Raw genomic sequence first — 16,258 nt, forward strand, 5'->3', positions numbered from 1 at the left:
ACTGCCGTTTCGAGTCCGCCGTTGCATGGGCATCCGTCCGTCCGCGCCGTGTCTCGGGGGAGGCCGCGCGCTTCCGTCACCAGCGGTCCGCCGGGCGGTGTGTCGCTTGACACGAAAATCGAACATCCATTCTTATGAAGGCTCCGGCAGGACCGTGAGCGGGAGATTTGGTCATGGTTTGGGTGGATACGCACCCCAGTTATCCACAGGCCGGGCCGACGTCGGGGCGCGTTGTCAGTGGCAGGCGTTAGCGTCTTTGACGTGAAGCGATCGACTCAAGCAAACCGGGTGGAACCCATGGCAGGAACCGACCGCGAGAAGGCGCTCGACGCCGCGCTCGCACAGATTGAACGGCAATTCGGCAAGGGCGCGGTCATGCGCATGGGCGAGCGGTCGAAGGAGCCCATCGAGGTCATCTCGACCGGCTCGACCGCGCTGGACGTGGCGCTCGGCGTCGGCGGCCTGCCCCGCGGCCGTGTCGTCGAGATCTACGGACCGGAGTCCTCCGGTAAGACGACCCTGACCCTGCACGCCGTGGCGAACGCGCAGAAGGCGGGCGGCCAGGTCGCGTTCGTGGACGCGGAGCACGCCCTCGACCCCGAGTACGCGCGCAAGCTCGGCGTCGACATCGACAACCTGATCCTGTCCCAGCCGGACAACGGCGAGCAGGCGCTGGAGATCGTGGACATGCTGGTCCGCTCCGGCGCGCTCGATCTGATCGTCATCGACTCCGTCGCCGCGCTCGTGCCGCGCGCGGAGATCGAGGGCGAGATGGGCGACAGCCACGTGGGTCTCCAGGCCCGGCTGATGAGCCAGGCGCTGCGGAAGATCACCAGCGCGCTCAACCAGTCCAAGACCACCGCCATCTTCATCAACCAGCTCCGCGAGAAGATCGGTGTCATGTTCGGCTCGCCGGAGACCACGACCGGTGGCCGGGCGCTGAAGTTCTACGCCTCGGTGCGCATCGACATCCGCCGCATCGAGACCCTGAAGGACGGCACGGAGGCGGTCGGCAACCGCACCCGCTGCAAGGTCGTCAAGAACAAGGTCGCGCCGCCCTTCAAGCAGGCCGAGTTCGACATCCTCTACGGCCAGGGCATCAGCCGCGAGGGCGGCCTGATCGACATGGGCGTGGAGCACGGCTTCGTGCGCAAGGCCGGCGCCTGGTACACGTACGAGGGCGACCAGCTCGGCCAGGGCAAGGAGAACGCGCGCAACTTCCTCAAGGACAACCCCGACCTGGCCAACGAGATCGAGAAGAAGATCAAGGAGAAGCTGGGCGTGGGTGTCCGGCCGGAGGAGCCGTCGGCCGAGCCCGTCGCGGACGCCGCGGCCACCGTCCCGTCGGCCGAGGACACCGCCAAGACGGCCGCCAAGGCCGCCAAGCCCAAGGCCGCCGCTGCCAAGAGCTGACCGTGACACGACGAACCGACTGGGCCGAGTACGAGTACGCCACCCCCGGTGCCCCACGGGGGAGGGGCACCGGGGACCACCCGGCCTTCGCCCCGGGCGGTGACGACGACGCGTACGCGACCGGCGGACACGACGGACACGGGGACGGCACCCGGCCGGGCGACGGGAGCGGCGAGCCGCACGGGGGCGGCCCGACCGATCCCGGCTCCCGGGGCAGGCGGGGGCGCCGCCGGCGCGGCTTCGGGGACCCGCCCGGTGGTGAGGACGAAGGCGCCCCTTCCTCGTCGAGGGCCGAGCGGGGGGAGTCTTCCGGGGACCCGGCCGAGCGGGCACGGGCGATCTGCCTGCGCCTGCTCACCGGGACCCCGCGCACCCGTAAACAGCTCGCGGACGCCCTGCGCAAGCGGGAGATCCCCGAGGACGTGGCCGAGGAGGTGCTGTCGCGGTTCGAGGAGGTCGGGCTGATCGACGACGGCGCGTTCGCGGACGCCTGGGTGGAGTCCCGTCACCACGGCCGGGGGCTCGCCCGGCGCGCCCTCGCCCGGGAACTGCGCACCAAGGGGGTCGACTCGACGCTGATCGACGAGGCCGTCGGGCAGCTCGACTCCGACCAGGAGGAGGCGACCGCCCGGGAACTCGTCGCCCGCAAGCTGCGCGCCACCCGGGGCCTCGACCGCGACAAGCGCATCCGCCGCCTCGCCGGCATGCTCGCCCGCAAGGGATACCCGGAGGGGATGTCCCTGCGCATCGTCCGCCGGGCGCTGGAGGAAGAGGGCGAGGACACCGACTTCCTGGGCGAGCCCGACCTGTGACAAGGGCGGGCCGGGCGGACAGGGCGACCCGCCGGGGAGTTGACCCCCGGCCGGGGCACCGGGGCACCGCAGTGTCCCGGCGGTGACGGCGGCAACGGTGACGGAGCAGCGCTCAGACCCCCGCCGGCTCCACCGGCAGACCGGCCGCGCGCCAGGACTGGAAGCCGCCGACCAGGTCGGTGGCCCGATGGAGGCCGAGCTGGTGGAGGGAGGCGGCGGCGAGCGAGGAGGCGTAGCCCTCGTTGCAGACCAGCACGACGCGCAGATCGTGGCCGGTGGCCTCCGGGAGACGGTGACTGCCCCGGGGATCGAGGCGCCACTCCAGTTCGTTGCGCTCGATCACGAGGGCCCCGGGGATCAGACCGTCCCGCTCGCGCAGGGCCGCGTACCGGATGTCGACCAGCAGCGCCTCGCCGGCGCGCGCCGCGTCGTACGCCTCCCGCGCCTCGACGCGCCGGTAGCCGGTGCGCACCCGCTCCAGCAGCTCGTCGATGCCGAGCGGGTGCGGGGATGGGGTGGGGCTCACTGCCAGTCCTCCGGGCGTTCGACCTGCTCCAGGCGCAGCACCTGGCCGGAGCGACTGTAACGACGGATGCGGGGGAGGGGCGGGTAGTAGGCGTGCACGGAGACGGCGTGTCGGTCGGGGGACTCGTTGAGCACCTCGTGCACATGGTGGCGGCCGAAGGCGCGGCCCTGTCCGGCGGGCATCCGCCGTTCGCGGTCCACGCCCTCGGCGAGTTCCAGGGTCTTCCAGCCGTCGGTGGGCAGCCGGGCGGCGAGCGCGTTCTCCTTGAGCTCGCCCGAGGCGGTGAGGAAGGCGCCGACCGATTCGGCGTGGTCGTGCCAGCCGGTGCCGCTGCCGGGAGGCCAGCCGATCAGCCACGCCTCGCTGCCGCCGGGGCCCGCCAGCCGCACCCAGGTGCGGCCCTCGGGGTCGAGCGGGAGGGAGGCGAGCAGTTCGGCGTCGGCCGCCGTGCGTCGCACGAAGTCGAGGAGGTCCGCCTGCGTGGGCGCGGAGGCGGGCGCCGAAGCGGGGGCAGCGGACGCGGAAGGAGACGTCGAAGGAGACGGGAGGGACACGTGCACCGTCCTGAAGAGGGTTCGCGGAACGGGCGCACGACGGCGCCCGGAAGAAAAAAGGGGAGGCGAATTCAGCAGGACGGCCGACACACGCAGCCCGCATAGCGGACGAGGTCCATATGGACCCTCCGCCACAGGCGCACACAGGTGTCGGTCACGATCGGGAGTACAGCACGCCACCGGGGGCCGGTCAACCGACCGTCACCATGTGGACAGAGCGTGACGGGGCTCACGGAAGCGCGGCAGGGGGCCCGCGGTGCGGCGGGCCCCGGCGCAACACGGCCCGCACGCCCGGGAGTCGGTGCTCACCGCACCCCGGCCTCCGCCTGCGCCTCCTCCGCCATGGGCCCGCCCACCGTGGCCTCGGCCGCCGCGTACAGGTCGGCCGGGCGCACTCCGCTCAGCGCGGTGACCAGGTGGCCGTCGGGGCGCACCAGCAGGACGCTGTGGGCGGGGGCGCCCGGGTAGTTCTCGGCGACCAGGAGTTCCGCGGGGTGCGGAAGGGCGGTGACGGCCGCGGCGAGACGGGGCATCACCCCGGCGGACACCCAGTGTTTGCGGTCCCAGACGCCGGTGCCCGGGGCGACCAGGACGACGAGGAGGGCGCCGTGGCCGAGGCGGTCACGCAGCCGGACGAAGGAGCCGTCCTCCGCCGTGACCCGCACATCGGCCACCGGCGCGCCGCGTGGGGTGTCGACGGGGATCTCGCCCTCCAGGCCATGGGGCGTGAGCGGGGAGCCGGTGTACGCCCCCGGCGCGCCGAGCGTTCCCCGCCCCAAGTGGCCGTCGGCGAGCAGTGTGTCCTGGTTGCGGGCCTTCACCGGCACGATGTGGCGCAGCCCGCCACCGCCGCGCAGCGCCGGCAGCGCCTGGTCGGCGGCGCGCAGCCGGGCGGCGACCGCGGCGCGCCGCTCGGCCTGGTAGCTGTCGAGCAGCCTCTCGTGCGGCCCGTGGTGCCAGGCGGAAGCCAGCTTCCAGGCGAGGTTGTCGGCGTCCCGCAGCCCTTCGTCCAGGCCCTGGGTGCCCAGCGCGCCGAGCAGGTGCGCCGCGTCCCCGGTGAGGAAGACACGGCCGTCGCGCCACCGCCGGGCCAGCCGGTGGTGCACCGTGTGGACGCCGGTGTCGAGCAGGTCGTACGGCGGTGTGGAGCCGTCGGTCCAGCCCGCGAGGGTCTCGCGGATCCGGGTCACGAGGAGTTCGGGGGTGACCAGGTCCTTGCCCGCCGGCAGCAGCCAGTCCAGGCGCCACACTCCGTCGGGGAGGGGGCGGGCGGTCACCTCCCCGGCGAACGGCCCGGACGACCGCCAGGGCGGCGACCGGTGGAGCAACGCCTCGTGCTGCCACGGGAGTTCCGTGCGCAGCGCGGCGACCGCGTACCGCTCCACCGCCGTACGGCCGGGGAAGCGAATGTCCTGAAGTTTGCGCACGGTGGACCGGGTGCCGTCGCAGCCCACCAGGTAACTGCCGCGCCACCAGGTGCCCTTGGGGCCACGGGTGTGCGCGGTGACACCGGAGGGTTCCTGCTCGATCGAGTCCACGCGGCTGTCCGTGGCGATCTCCACCAGCGGTTCCCCGGCCGCGGCAGCCCGCAGCAGCTCGGTGATCACATGCTGGGCGATGTGCAGCGGCGCGGGCTCGTCCTCGGCGAAGGCGATCTCGCTCACCACCTGCTTGCGCCGCAGCGACCGCCAGCCGGTCCAGCGCACCCCGTGCAACGCGAGATCGGCACCGGTCAGCCGCGTCAGCAGGGCGGCCGTGTCCTCGAAGAGCACGGCGGTGCGCGCCGGGCGGGCCTCCTCCTTGCCCGGACCCTCGTCCAGGACGACGGACGGCACCTCCTGGCGGGCCAGCGCCAGGGCGAGCGTGAGCCCGACGGGCCCCGCTCCGACGATGATCACCGGGTCCACGGCGCGGCGCCCCCCGTCCGCGGCGATGCCTCGACGGCGGTGGGTGAACAGCAAGGTGAGGCCGGGTGCACGATCACAGAACGTATGCAACCCATTGGCAGAGTATGCGTCAAGTGACCCTCGGGGGCGGTGGCGATCATGCCACCGCCCCCGGCCGAATCAGGCGACTTGAATGATCGTCACTTCTTGGTGCCGACGATGTCACCGGCGCCGGAGGGGCCGCCGGCCGGATCGGCGCCCGTCGCGGCCGTACCCGCGGCGTCCGTGACGTCCTGGACGCCCAGCACCGCCCCGGTCGACTTCTTGCCGCGCCGCAGCCGGCCCTCCAGCCAGTGCGCGAAGGAGGTCAGCGAGAAGTTGATGACCACGTAGATCACGGCCACGACGGTGAGCGAGGCGATGATGTTGCCGTAGTAACCGCTCATGGTGTTGGCCGAGGCCAGCAGTTCGGGGAAGGTGAGGACCGCGCCGCCGAGGGCGGTGTCCTTCACGATGACCACCAGCTGGCTGACGATGGCCGGGAGCATCACGGTGACCGACTGCGGCAGCAGCACCAGCCGCATCATCTGCCCCTTGCGCAGACCGATCGCCTGCGCCGCCTCGGACTGGCCCTTGGGGAGCGAGAGGATGCCCGAGCGGACGATCTCCGCGAGCACCGACGCGTTGTAGAGCACCAGACCGGTGACGACCGCGTAGAAGGGCCGGTCGTCCGAACTCACGTCGGTGTACTGGGCGAAGAGCGCCAGCCCGAAGATCATCAGGACCAGCACGGGGATCGCGCGGAAGAACTCCACCACGACCGCGGCCACGACCCGCACCCAGACGTGGTCCGAGAGCCGGGCGATGCCGAGCACGGCACCCAGCGGAAGCGCGATGACCATCGCCAGCGCCGCGGCCTCCAGGGTGTTCTCCAGACCCGGCCAGATGTACGTCGTGTACGCCTCGGTGCCGGTGAAGAACGGCTTCCACAGGGACCAGGCCAGCTGTCCCTTCTCGTCCAGGGCGGAGTACACGAACCAGACGACGGCCGCGAGGACGACCAGGAAGCCCACCGTGTACAGGATGTTGCGCCGCTTGGCGCCGGGCCCCGGCGTGTCGAACAGGACCGAACTCATCGCTTCACCGCCACCTTCTTGCCCACCCAGCCGAGGATCAGCCCGGTCGGCAGGGTCAGGCAGACGAACCCGAAGGCGATGACCGCCGAGATCGCCAGCAACTGCGCCTCGTTCTCGATCATCGACTTCATCAGCAGGGCTGCCTCCGCCACGCCGATCGCGGCGGCCACCGTCGTGTTCTTCGTCAACGCGATCAGCACGTTGGTCAGCGGGCCCACGGCCGCGCGGAAGGCCTGCGGCAGTACGACCAGGCCCAGCACCTGGGAGAAGCCGAGACCGATGGCGCGGGCCGCCTCCGCCTGGCCGACCGGCACCGTGTTGATGCCGGCGCGGATCGCCTCGCACACGAAGGCCGAGGTGTAGACGATCAGACCGAGCACGGCAAGCCGGAAGTTGATCGTTTCGAAGCCCTTGGCGCCCAGGTTGACGCCCAGCGTCTGGTTCAGACCGAGCGAGGAGTAGAGGATGATCACCGTGAGCGGGATGTTCCGCACGATGTTCACGTAGGCGGTGCCGAAACCGCGCATCAGCGGTACCGGGCCCACCCGCATGGCGGCCAGCAGGGTGCCCCAGACCAGGGAGCCCACGGCGGCCAGCAGGGTGAGCTGCACCGTCTTCCAGAAGGCGCCCAGTACGTCGTAATGTCCTAGAAAATCGAACACGATCTCCCGCGCTTCCGCGTGTAGGGATGCCGCGGTGCGCCGCCGTCAGGGGCGGCGCACCGGCAGGGCGTTGCCTCAGCTCTTGATGTCGCCGATCTTCGGCGCGGGCTCGTAGTGGTAGTTGGCCGGGCCGAAGTTCTTCTTCACGGCCGCCTCCCAGGAACCGTCGGACACCATCGACTCCAGGGCCTTGTTGATCTTGGCCTTGAGGTCGCTGCCCTTCTTGACGCCGATGCCGTAGTTCTCGTTGGTCATCTTGAGGCCGCCGAGCTTGAACTTGCCCTTGAACTGGGTCTGGGCGGCGTAGCCGGCGAGGATCGAGTCGTCGGTGGTGAGGGCGTCGATGGCGCCGCTCTGCAGACCCGACAGGCAGGCGGAGTAGGTCGGGTAGGTCTGGAGGTTCGCCTTCGGGGCCAGCTTGGCCTTGAGGTTCTGCGCGGAGGTCGACCCGGAGACCGAGCACAGCTTCTTGCCGTTCAGGTCGCCCGCGGCCTTGATGCCCGACTCGTCGGCGCGCAGCAGCACGTCCTGGTGGGCCAGCAGGTAGGGGCCGGCGAAGTCGACCTTCTGCTCGCGCTCCGGGGTGATCGAGTAGGTGGCGGCGATGAACTGGACGTCACCGCGCTGCAGCATGGTCTCGCGGTCGGCGCTCTTCGACTCCTTCCACTCGATCTGGTCGGGGCCGTAACCGAGCTTCTTGGCGACATAGGTGGCCACGTCGACGTCGAAGCCCGAGTAGCCCTGCGGGGTCTTCTGGCCGAGGCCGGGCTGGTCGAACTTGATGCCGATGGCGATCTTCTTGCCGCCGGAGGAACCCTTGTCGTCCTTCTTGTCGCCGCCGCACGCGGTGGCGGACAGGGCGAGGGCGAGGACGACGGCCGAGGCGGCGGTGACCTTGCGAAGCTGCATGCTGAACATCCTTCGAAGTGGTGAGAACGAGGTCCGTCGGAAGGGGCGGCCGAGATCCGTCGGGAACCGGGCCCGGGCAGGTGCGGCGGCCACGGCCGCCCGCACCCTCAGTGGTGCAGGATCTTGGACAGGAAGTCCTTGGCCCGGTCGCTGCGCGGGTTGCTGAAGAACTGCTCGGGCGTGGCCTGTTCGAGGATCCGGCCGTCCGCCATGAAGACCACGCGGTTGGCGGCCGACCGCGCGAAGCCCATCTCGTGGGTGACGACGATCATCGTCATGCCCTCACGCGCCAGCTGCTGCATGACGTCCAGGACCTCGTTGATCATCTCGGGGTCGAGGGCCGAGGTCGGCTCGTCGAAGAGCATCACCTTCGGGTTCATCGCCAGCGCCCGGGCGATGGCGACACGCTGCTGCTGGCCGCCGGACAGCTGCGCGGGGTACTTGTCGGCCTGGGTGCCCACCCCGACCCGGTCCAGCAGGGCCCGCGCCTTCTCCTCGGCCGCCTTCTTGTCCGCCTTGCGGACCTTGATCTGGCCCAGCATCACGTTCTCGAGCACGGTCTTGTGCGCGAAGAGGTTGAAGGACTGGAAGACCATCCCGACGTCTGCGCGCAGCCGCGCCAGCTCCCGGCCCTCGTGCGGCAGGGGCTTGCCGTCGATCGTGATGGTGCCCGAGTCGATCGTCTCCAGGCGGTTGATGGTGCGGCACAAGGTCGACTTGCCGGACCCGGAGGGCCCGATGACCACCACCACCTCGCCGCGGTCGATCGTCAGGTCGATGTCCTGGAGCACGTGCAACGCGCCGAAGTGCTTGTTGACGCTCTTCAGGACGACCAGTTCGTCGGAAGCGGCCCTGTCCTCCTTGGCCACCTGTACTTCGGTCATCGCTTTCCGGCTCCGTCCTCCTCGGTTTCGGAGGACAGTAATGACGGGCTGTGACCTGCGTCATCACATCTGAGGGAGATCTGAGCATCACAATCGGACAACCGTCGGCGACATCTTGTAGCACCATGTGACCGGATGGATATCGGCCGGGTAACGGAAGCGGGCGGCGACCGGAACCCTCTTGACGGGGTCCCGCTCCATCGGCGTCACTGCCTTGGTGCACGCGCTCGTGCATTCGATCTACCAGGCGGACACGAACCGCGTCCGTACGACCGCTGAACCGGAGGGGGCCGGAATGAGACTGCTGCTCGTCGAGGACGACAACCACGTCGCCGCGGCCCTGTCCGCCGTGCTCAAGCGGCACGGATTCGACGTCACCCACGCGCGCAACGGCGAGGAGGCCCTCCAGGCGCTCGTCCCGGAGGGCGCCGGCTTCGGCGTGGTCCTGCTCGACCTCGGCCTGCCCGACCAGGACGGCTACGAGGTCTGCGGCAAGATCCGCAAGCGCACCAGCACCCCGGTCATCATGGTCACGGCCCGCTCCGACGTGCGCTCGCGCATCCACGGGCTCAACCTGGGCGCCGACGACTACGTGGTGAAGCCGTACGACACCGGGGAGCTGCTCGCCCGGATCCACGCCGTCAGCCGGCGCACCACCAACGAGGAGGGCGCGCAGGGCGGGGAGAGCAGCCTGCACCTCGGAGTGGTGCGCATCGAACTGCCCACCCGGCAGGTCAGCGTGGACGGTTCGGTCGTCCAGCTGACCCGCAAGGAGTTCGACCTGCTCGCGCTGCTCGCCCAGCGCCCCGGTGTGGTCTTCCGGCGGGAGCAGATAATCAGCGAGGTCTGGCGCACCAGCTGGGAGGGCACCGGCCGCACCCTGGAGGTGCACGTCGCCTCCCTGCGCGCCAAGCTGCGCATGCCCGCGCTGATCGAGACCGTACGCGGCGTCGGCTACCGGCTCGTCGCCCCGGCCGCCTAGCGAGGCCGGGTGCGCACACGGCTGCTGCCGCTGCTCATCGTCCTGATGGCGGCCGTACTCCTCGCCCTCGGCGTACCGCTGGCCGCCAGCATGGCCGCCGCCGAGCAGCAGAAGGTCGTCGTGGACCGGATCGACGACACGGCGCGCTTCGCCGCCCTCGCCCAGTTCGTCACCGACGGGCCGAGCGGCTCCCGGCGCACCAGCACGGACCAGCGCTGGGAGACCCTGCGCAGCGAACTGGACAGCTACCACGACGTCTACGGCATTCGCGCGGGCGTCTTCTACCGCAACGGCTCCGCCATGGCCAACGCGCCCGGCGACTGGTTCGTACCGCGGACGGGGGAGGTGCGCTCGGCCTTCGACGAGGCGCTGCTCAGCCGGCGCAGCCACGACCCGGAGCAGGTGTGGCCCTGGCGGCGCGGCCGGCTGGTCGTCGCCTCACCGGTGATCCGGGACGGTGACGTGATCGCGGTCGTCGTCACCGACTCGCCGACCGGGTCGCTGCGTTCGCGGACCCTGCACGACTGGCTGCTCATCGCGGCCGGCGAGTGCGCGGCCATGCTGCTGGCCGTCGGCGCGGCGCTGCGGCTGACCGGGTGGGTGCTCAGACCGGTCCGGGTCCTGGACGCCACCACCCACGACATCGCCACCGGGCGGCTGAAGTCGCGGGTGGCGGCGGCCGGCGGGCCGCCGGAACTGCGGCGCCTGGCCCGGTCGTTCAACGAGATGGCGGACCATGTCGAGGACGTGCTGGAGCAGCAGCGCGCCTTCGTCGCGGACGCCTCGCACCAGTTGCGCAACCCGCTGTCGGCGCTGCTGCTGCGCATCGAACTGCTGGCACTCGAACTCCCGGAGGACAACGAGGAGATCGCCTCGGTCCGCACCGAGGGCAAGCGCCTCGCCCAGGTGCTGGACGACCTGCTCGACCTGGCGCTCGCCGAGCACGCCGAGGCCGAGCTGTGCCTGACCGACATCGGCGAGCTGGCCGGGGAGCGGCTGGCCGCCTGGACACCGGCCGCCGAGGCCAAGGGCGTGCTGCTGACCGGCGACTGCCCGGCCACCACCGGCTGGGCCGATCCGATCGCCCTGTCCAGCGCGCTGGACGCGGTGATCGACAACGCGGTGAAGTTCACCCCCGGGGGCGGTCGGGTCGAGGTCGCCGTCTCCTTCGACGGCGACACCGCGAAGGTCGTCGTCACCGACACCGGACCCGGCCTCACCGACGAGGAACTCGCGCGCGTGGGCGACCGCTTCTGGCGCAGCGGCCGCCACCAGAACGTCAAGGGCTCCGGCCTCGGCCTGTCCATCACCCGCGCCCTCCTCGCGGCCGGTGGCGGCTCGATCGAGTACGGCCACCACGAACCTCGCGGGCTGCGGGTGACGGTGTCGGTGCCGAGGCACGCGGAAGGCGCCGGGGCGGACGAGCGGGCGGCGCGAACCCTCAGGGCTTGACCGAGCGGTAGTAGCGCCGCGCGCCCTCCTGGAGGGGGATCGGATCGGTGTAGATGGCGGTGCGCAGGTCGACCAGCTGGGCGGAGTGGACATGGGCGCCGATGCCGTCCCGGCTCTTGATCACCGTGCGGGTGACCCACTCGGTGAGCCGCGGGTCCATGTCCGCGCGGGTCATCAGCAGGTTGGACACCGCGATCGTCGGCACCTCCTCGCCCTGCTGGACGCCCGGGTACGCCGACTCGGGCATGTTGGTGGCCCGGTAGTAACGCGTCTCCTCCCCCTGCGCGTGCAGCTTGGCGACCAGGTCGGCCTCGATCGGGACGAACCGGAACGCGCCCTTCCCGGCCAGCGAGACCAGGCCCCTGGTGGGCAGGCCGCCCGACCAGAAGAACGCGTCGATGCGGCCCTGTTCGAGTTGGTCGGGCCCGATGTCGATGCCGTCGGCGGCCGGGGTGATGTCCTTGAGGGGATCGATGCCGGCGGCGCGCAGCACCCGGTCGGCGATCAGCTTCACCCCGGAGTCGGGCAGCCCGGTCGCCACCCGCTTGTGCCGCAGGTCGCGGACGCTCCGGATGCCCGAGTCGCTGCGCACTATGAGGTGCACGTAGTCGTCGTAGAGCCGGGCCACCCCGCGCAGCCGCCCGGCACCTCTGCCGTGCGCCACCTCGTACGTCTGCACCGCGTCGGCCGCCGCGATGGTGAAGTCGGCCTTCCCGGTCGCCACCCGCTGGACGTTCTCCTGGGAGCCCGCGCTCTTGAGCAGCTTCACCTTCAGCCCGGGCATGTCCTTGGCCAGCTCGCTGCGCAGCCGCTCGCCGTACTCCTGGTAGACGCCCTTGGAGGTGCCGGTGCTGAAGACGATCGTCCCGCTCGGCGGCTTCTCGCCCAGGGGCAGCAGCCACCACAGCAGCAGGCCGAGGGCGACGGCACCGGCGGCCGCGCCCGGCAGCGCCCGGCGCCTGCCGATCCGGGGGAACAGCTTGGACATGGCGGTGATCCTGCCAGGCGGGGTACGGCGCTGACCAGGGCCGGGGCGGTACGGCGGCCCGGGGCCGGGCGGCGGGCACTGTCGGTGGCCGCCGTTAGAGTCGTCGCATGAGCACTTCTCCCGCCGACCTCGTCCGAGAGTTCCACCGCGCCTTCGGCCTCGACGTCCGGGCCACGCCGGCCGAGGTGGCCCCCGAACTGGCCGCACACCGCTGGGACATGCTCGCCGAGGAGGCCGCGGAGGTCGAGGAGGTCTCCGTCGAGGGTCCGCTGGACAAGCTGGCGCACGAACTGGCCGACGTGGTCTACGTCGCGTACGGCACCGCCCTGGTCCACGGCATCGACCTGGACGAGGTGATCGCCGAGATCCACCGCGCCAACATGAGCAAGCTCGGCCCCGACGGCCAGGTCGCGCGCCGGGCCGACGGCAAGGTCCTCAAGGGCGAGTTCTACCGGGCCCCCGACGTGTCGTCCGTTCTGCGCCGCCAGGGCTGGGAGCCGGCGGCGCGGGAGGGTGCCACGGAGGTGGGCGCCTGAGCCCGCAGGGTACGGGCAGGCGCCCACCGTCCGCCGTGCGGCCGGGTCAGGGACGCAGGCCGGTGCCGCCGAGCCGGGACAGCAGGCCCGCGAACAGCGGGACGTCCCGCTCGTCCCAGACCGGGGCGGCGAACAGCTCGTCGGCCGTCTCCTCGGCCGTGGCCAGCATCTCCGTCAGCCGCTCGCGGCCCGTCCCGGTCAGCGACGCGTAGGCCACGCGCGCGTCCCGGGCGTCCGGTTCCCGGGTCACCAGGCCGATCCGCTCCAGGGGAGCCAGCGCCCGGGTGACCCCGGACGCGGTCAGTCCCAGCGCCTCGGCGAGGTCGACCCGGCGCATCCGGCCGCCGGGTGCCTGTCCCAGCCGGAGCAGCAGCGTGAAGTCCGCGAGGCTCACCCCGTGCAGCCCGCCCAGCCGGGCGTCGAACCGCCGCACCAGCGTCGCCTGGGCCCGCATCAGCCGCAGCGCCGCGTCCAGGGTGTCACTCATGCCCCGCCTCTTTCCTTGTGCACTCCTTGACTGCTCAAGTTTATGGGCGGAAGGTGTCGCGTTCTCATGCCTCCGCCGAACGGGCCGCGCGGCGCTGCCGCTTGCTCAGGGGCGCCTGGGAGAGGTCCTCGGCCGAGGAGCGGAGGTTCTTGAAACCGTAGCCGCGCTCGGTCAGCCAAGCCTCGGCCGCCGCCTCGGCCTGCTCGGTCGCCTCCAGGATGTCCTCCTCTTCCTCCCCGGTGGCGGAGAAGCGGAAGACGAAGGCGGGACGGGCGGCGATGTCGTAGGTCAGGGTCCCCTCGGGGGTGAAGGCGGCGCGCAGCACGTCATGGGCGGCGGCGTCCGCCAGCAGCGCGGCCCGCTGGTCCCCGGTGAGGCCGTCGAAGGCACCGCGCACGGTGATACGGAAGGTTCGCATGCTCATCCGGCGACCTTAGGCGGACCGGCGCCCGGTCCACCACCGGCTTTTTCCCGCCGGGCCGCGCCGTCCGGAGTCCCGGCCGGGGCGGGCCGGGGTTGTCCACAGGGCGGGCCGCGGCGCGTCCGGGACCGCCTACCCTTGACCCATGACCAGCAGCAGCGACCGGAGCCCCGCAGTGGACGTGCCCGCACCCAAGAGCTACGAGATCCGCACCTATGGGTGCCAGATGAACGTCCACGATTCCGAGCGATTGGCCGGTCTGCTGGAGGACGCCGGATACGTGCGGGCGCCGGAGGGCGCCGACGGCGACGCGGACGTGGTCGTCTTCAACACCTGCGCGGTGCGCGAGAACGCAGACAACCGGCTGTACGGCAACCTCGGCCGTCTCGCGCCCAAGAAGGCCTCCCGGCCCGGCATGCAGATCGCGGTCGGCGGCTGCCTCGCGCAGAAGGACCGCGACACCATCGTCAAGAAGGCGCCCTGGGTGGACGTCGTCTTCGGCACGCACAACATCGGCAAGCTGCCCGTCCTGCTGGAGCGCGCCCGCGTGCAGGAGGAGGCGCAGGTCGAGATCGCCGAGTCCCTGGAGGCGTTCCCCTCCACCCTGCCGACCCGGCGCGAGAGCGCCTACGCGGCCTGGGTGTCGATCTCCGTCGGCTGCAACAACACGTGCACCTTCTGCATCGTCCCGGCGCTGCGCGGCAAGGAGAAGGACCGCCGCCCCGGCGACATCCTCGCCGAGGTCGAGGCGCTGGTCGCCGAGGGCGTCTCCGAGATCACCCTGCTCGGCCAGAACGTCAACGCCTACGGTTCCGACATCGGCGACCGCGAGGCCTTCAGCAAGCTGCTGCGCGCCTGCGGCACGATCGACGGCCTGGAGCGCGTCCGCTTCACCTCCCCGCACCCGCGCGACTTCACCGACGACGTCATCGCCGCCATGGCCGAGACGCCGAACGTGATGCCGCAGCTGCACATGCCGCTCCAGTCCGGCTCGGACCCGGTCCTCAAGGCCATGCGCCGCTCGTACCGGCAGGAGCGCTACCTCGGCATCATCGAGAAGGTGCGCGCCGCCATCCCGCACGCGGCCATCACCACCGACATCATCGTGGGCTTCCCCGGCGAGACCGAGGAGGACTTCGAGCAGACCCTGCACGTGGTCCGCGAGGCGCGGTTCGCGCAGGCCTTCACCTTCCAGTACTCCAAGCGCCCCGGCACCCCGGCCGCGACCATGGAGAACCAGATCCCCAAGGAGGTCGTCCAGGCGCGCTACGAGCGGCTGGTCGCCCTCCAGGAGGAGATCTCCTGGGAGGAGAACAAGAAGCAGGTCGGCCGCACCCTCGAACTGATGGTGGCCGAGGGCGAGGGCCGCAAGGACGGCGCCACCCACCGGCTCTCCGGCCGCGCCCCGGACAACCGCCTGGTCCACTTCACCAAGCCGGAGCAGGAGGTCCGCCCCGGTGACGTGGTCACGGTCGAGGTGACGTACGCCGCCCCGCACCACCTGCTCGCCGAGGGCGCCGTGCTCGGCGTGCGCCGCACGCGCGCGGGCGACGCCTGGGAGAAGCGCACCGCCGAAGAGGCCGCCAAGCCCGCCGGCGTCATGCTCGGCCTGCCGAAGGTCGGCGTTCCGGCGCCGCTGCCGGCCGCCGCGAGCGGCTGCGGCTGCGACTGACCGCGGCGCCTGTCCGGGCGGTGACCGTCCGGACAGGCGGCCAGGAGAGGGAGCGGCCGGCCGGCCGCCCGCCGCTACCGGCAGACTTGTGTACGACAGCGCCTTCGCGTCGCGAAACCGACCCCTGCCGCCACACGCGCACCCCCTTGGGGGCTGCCCGCGCGCACCGGGCCCGCGTTACGCTGCCGATCATGCTTGTCGCCGCCGCCGTCTGCCCCTGCCCGCCGCTGCTCGTGCCCGAGGTCGCCGCGGGCGCCGCCCCCGAACTGGACGCCCTGCGCGCGGCGTGCACGGACGCGCTCGGCGTGCTCGCGGCCGCCCGCCCGGATCTGCTGGTGGTGGTCGGCCCCACCGGACAGGGCGAGGGCGGGGCGTTCCCGCAGGGCGCGCCGGGGTCGTTCCGCGGGTTCGGGGTGGAGCTGGACGTGCGGCTGGGCCAAGGAGCCGTCGACGGGCCCGCGTTGCCGTCGTCGCTGGCGGTCGGCGCCTGGCTGCTGGAGCGGACCGGCCGGTGGGACGTCCCGGTCGAGGGGCTCGGCGTCGAGGAGACGGTCGCGCCCGAGCGGTGCGCGGAGACCGGGCGGGAACTCGCGGCCCGGGCCGGGCGCGTGGCGCTGCTGGTCATGGGGGACGCCAGCGCCTGCCGCACGGTCAAGGCGCCGGGCTATCTGGACGAGCGGGCGGAGCCGTTCGACGCGGCGGTCGCCCGGGCACTGGGCGCGGCCGACCTCGCGGCCGTCCGGGCGCTGGACGCCGGGCTCGCCCGTGAATTGAAGGCGTCCGGCCGCGCCCCCTGGCAGATCCTCGCGGGCGCCGCCGAGGACGCGGACCTCGACGGCGCCCTGCTTCACGAGGACGCGCCCTACGGCGTCGGCTATCTGGTCGCCACCTGGTCCTAGGGACCCGGCCGCCGCCCGGCCCGGGGGTGAGCCCCCCGG

18 protein-coding genes are annotated in these 16,258 nt (G+C 71.9%); 7 read left to right on the forward strand and 11 right to left on the reverse strand.

The genetic code is table 11. The features are described from left to right. Nucleotides 1–297: 297 nt before the first annotated feature. Both recA and recX read left to right on the forward strand, forming a co-directional pair. Complete coding sequence (gene recA, locus BLW85_RS28150; protein ID WP_070026008.1) at nt 298–1,413, forward strand: recombinase RecA; 1,116 nt, start codon at nt 298–300, stop codon at nt 1,411–1,413. A 2-nt stretch (nt 1,414–1,415) separates the two neighbouring features. Further along, nucleotides 1,416–2,225 (forward strand): recombination regulator RecX, encoded by an 810-nt coding sequence (recX, locus tag BLW85_RS28155; RefSeq protein ID WP_074993632.1) that lies wholly within the window; start codon nt 1,416–1,418, stop codon nt 2,223–2,225. Between the two features lie 112 nt (nt 2,226–2,337). On the opposite strand, the gene BLW85_RS28160 is transcribed toward recX, so the two are convergent. The 8 genes from BLW85_RS28160 to BLW85_RS28190 form a co-directional block, all read right to left on the reverse strand. Continuing rightward, a complete protein-coding gene (locus tag BLW85_RS28160; protein WP_239697894.1) occupies nt 2,338–2,751 on the reverse strand; it encodes a rhodanese-like domain-containing protein in 414 nt (137 codons plus the stop codon). Next, on the reverse strand, nt 2,748–3,305 hold the full coding sequence (locus BLW85_RS28165; protein WP_070026006.1) for a cupin domain-containing protein: 558 nt from the start codon (nt 3,303–3,305) through the stop codon (nt 2,748–2,750). The genes BLW85_RS28160 and BLW85_RS28165 overlap by 4 nt, the downstream gene beginning before the upstream one ends. Before the next feature lie 71 nt (nt 3,306–3,376). Continuing rightward, nucleotides 3,377–3,424 (reverse strand): hypothetical protein, encoded by a 48-nt coding sequence (locus BLW85_RS40945; protein WP_309506048.1) that lies wholly within the window; start codon nt 3,422–3,424, stop codon nt 3,377–3,379. Between the two features lie 186 nt (nt 3,425–3,610). After that, nucleotides 3,611–5,212, reverse strand: a complete 1,602-nt coding sequence (locus tag BLW85_RS28170; RefSeq protein ID WP_074993634.1) for an FAD-dependent monooxygenase — start codon at nt 5,210–5,212, stop codon at nt 3,611–3,613. A 179-nt stretch (nt 5,213–5,391) separates the two neighbouring features. After that, nucleotides 5,392–6,327 (reverse strand): amino acid ABC transporter permease, encoded by a 936-nt coding sequence (locus BLW85_RS28175; protein WP_070026004.1) that lies wholly within the window; start codon nt 6,325–6,327, stop codon nt 5,392–5,394. Continuing rightward, complete coding sequence (locus BLW85_RS28180; RefSeq protein WP_074993636.1) at nt 6,324–6,989, reverse strand: amino acid ABC transporter permease; 666 nt, start codon at nt 6,987–6,989, stop codon at nt 6,324–6,326. The genes BLW85_RS28175 and BLW85_RS28180 overlap by 4 nt, the downstream gene beginning before the upstream one ends. A 75-nt stretch (nt 6,990–7,064) precedes the next feature. After that, a complete protein-coding gene (locus BLW85_RS28185; protein WP_070026002.1) occupies nt 7,065–7,898 on the reverse strand; it encodes a glutamate ABC transporter substrate-binding protein in 834 nt (277 codons plus the stop codon). 107 nt (nt 7,899–8,005) lie between these two features. Then, nucleotides 8,006–8,782: an amino acid ABC transporter ATP-binding protein gene (locus tag BLW85_RS28190; RefSeq protein WP_070026001.1), complete on the reverse strand. Its 777-nt coding sequence runs from the start codon at nt 8,780–8,782 to the stop codon at nt 8,006–8,008. A 295-nt stretch (nt 8,783–9,077) separates the two neighbouring features. Here BLW85_RS28190 and BLW85_RS28195 point away from each other — a divergent pair, with 295 nt between their 5' ends. Both BLW85_RS28195 and BLW85_RS28200 read left to right on the forward strand, forming a co-directional pair. Next, on the forward strand, nt 9,078–9,764 hold the full coding sequence (locus tag BLW85_RS28195) for a response regulator transcription factor (protein WP_070026000.1): 687 nt from the start codon (nt 9,078–9,080) through the stop codon (nt 9,762–9,764). Between the two features lie 9 nt (nt 9,765–9,773). Then, the gene (locus tag BLW85_RS28200) at nt 9,774–11,216 is read left to right on the forward strand and encodes a sensor histidine kinase (RefSeq protein ID WP_070025999.1); all 1,443 of its coding nucleotides are present in this window, start codon (nt 9,774–9,776) and stop codon (nt 11,214–11,216) included. Here the strand turns inward: BLW85_RS28200 and BLW85_RS28205 are convergent. Continuing rightward, entirely contained in the window at nt 11,206–12,204 is a 999-nt protein-coding gene (locus BLW85_RS28205; protein WP_074993638.1) for a TAXI family TRAP transporter solute-binding subunit, read from the reverse strand. The two genes, BLW85_RS28200 and BLW85_RS28205, sit on opposite strands and share 11 nt — an antisense overlap. Before the next feature lie 107 nt (nt 12,205–12,311). Between BLW85_RS28205 and BLW85_RS28210 the strand changes: the two genes are divergently transcribed. Next, nucleotides 12,312–12,740: a pyrophosphohydrolase domain-containing protein gene (locus BLW85_RS28210; RefSeq protein WP_070025997.1), complete on the forward strand. Its 429-nt coding sequence runs from the start codon at nt 12,312–12,314 to the stop codon at nt 12,738–12,740. Nucleotides 12,741–12,786: 46 nt separating this feature from the next. Here the strand turns inward: BLW85_RS28210 and BLW85_RS28215 are convergent, their stop codons facing one another. Continuing rightward, entirely contained in the window at nt 12,787–13,227 is a 441-nt protein-coding gene (locus BLW85_RS28215; RefSeq protein ID WP_074993640.1) for a MarR family winged helix-turn-helix transcriptional regulator, read from the reverse strand. Nucleotides 13,228–13,291: 64 nt separating this feature from the next. Further along, nucleotides 13,292–13,651 carry a DUF6204 family protein gene (locus BLW85_RS28220; RefSeq protein ID WP_070025995.1) on the reverse strand — a complete coding sequence of 120 codons (360 nt, stop codon included), beginning with the start codon at nt 13,649–13,651 and terminating at the stop codon, nt 13,292–13,294. A gap of 142 nt (nt 13,652–13,793) precedes the next feature. On the opposite strand from BLW85_RS28220, the gene miaB reads away from it, so the two are divergent. Together miaB and BLW85_RS28230 are read left to right on the forward strand one after the other, a co-directional pair. After that, nucleotides 13,794–15,320 carry a tRNA (N6-isopentenyl adenosine(37)-C2)-methylthiotransferase MiaB gene (miaB, locus tag BLW85_RS28225; protein WP_070025994.1) on the forward strand — a complete coding sequence of 509 codons (1,527 nt, stop codon included), beginning with the start codon at nt 13,794–13,796 and terminating at the stop codon, nt 15,318–15,320. 191 nt (nt 15,321–15,511) lie between these two features. Next, the gene (locus tag BLW85_RS28230; protein WP_074993642.1) at nt 15,512–16,219 is read left to right on the forward strand and encodes a class III extradiol dioxygenase subunit B-like domain-containing protein; all 708 of its coding nucleotides are present in this window, start codon (nt 15,512–15,514) and stop codon (nt 16,217–16,219) included. Nucleotides 16,220–16,258: the final 39 nt, after the last annotated feature.

It is taken from the genome of Streptomyces misionensis, assembly GCF_900104815.1.
GTDB classification, from domain to species: domain Bacteria; phylum Actinomycetota; class Actinomycetes; order Streptomycetales; family Streptomycetaceae; genus Streptomyces; species Streptomyces misionensis.

What these genes read in the sequence shown, in the direction of transcription:
- BLW85_RS28220 (WP_070025995.1), bottom strand. Translation starts at nt 13,651, where the DNA reads ATGAGCATGCGAACCTTCCGTATCACCGTGCGCGGTGCCTTCGACGGC.
- BLW85_RS28190 (WP_070026001.1), bottom strand. Translation starts at nt 8,782, where the DNA reads ATGACCGAAGTACAGGTGGCCAAGGAGGACAGGGCCGCTTCCGACGAA.
- BLW85_RS28210 (WP_070025997.1), top strand. Translation starts at nt 12,312, where the DNA reads ATGAGCACTTCTCCCGCCGACCTCGTCCGAGAGTTCCACCGCGCCTTC.
- BLW85_RS28175 (WP_070026004.1), bottom strand. Translation starts at nt 6,327, where the DNA reads ATGAGTTCGGTCCTGTTCGACACGCCGGGGCCCGGCGCCAAGCGGCGC.
- BLW85_RS28230 (WP_074993642.1), top strand. Translation starts at nt 15,512, where the DNA reads ATGCTTGTCGCCGCCGCCGTCTGCCCCTGCCCGCCGCTGCTCGTGCCC.
- BLW85_RS28185 (WP_070026002.1), bottom strand. Translation starts at nt 7,898, where the DNA reads ATGCAGCTTCGCAAGGTCACCGCCGCCTCGGCCGTCGTCCTCGCCCTC.
- BLW85_RS28215 (WP_074993640.1), bottom strand. Translation starts at nt 13,227, where the DNA reads ATGAGTGACACCCTGGACGCGGCGCTGCGGCTGATGCGGGCCCAGGCG.
- BLW85_RS28195 (WP_070026000.1), top strand. Translation starts at nt 9,078, where the DNA reads ATGAGACTGCTGCTCGTCGAGGACGACAACCACGTCGCCGCGGCCCTG.
- miaB (WP_070025994.1), top strand. Translation starts at nt 13,794, where the DNA reads ATGACCAGCAGCAGCGACCGGAGCCCCGCAGTGGACGTGCCCGCACCC.
- recA (WP_070026008.1), top strand. Translation starts at nt 298, where the DNA reads ATGGCAGGAACCGACCGCGAGAAGGCGCTCGACGCCGCGCTCGCACAG.
- BLW85_RS28205 (WP_074993638.1), bottom strand. Translation starts at nt 12,204, where the DNA reads ATGTCCAAGCTGTTCCCCCGGATCGGCAGGCGCCGGGCGCTGCCGGGC.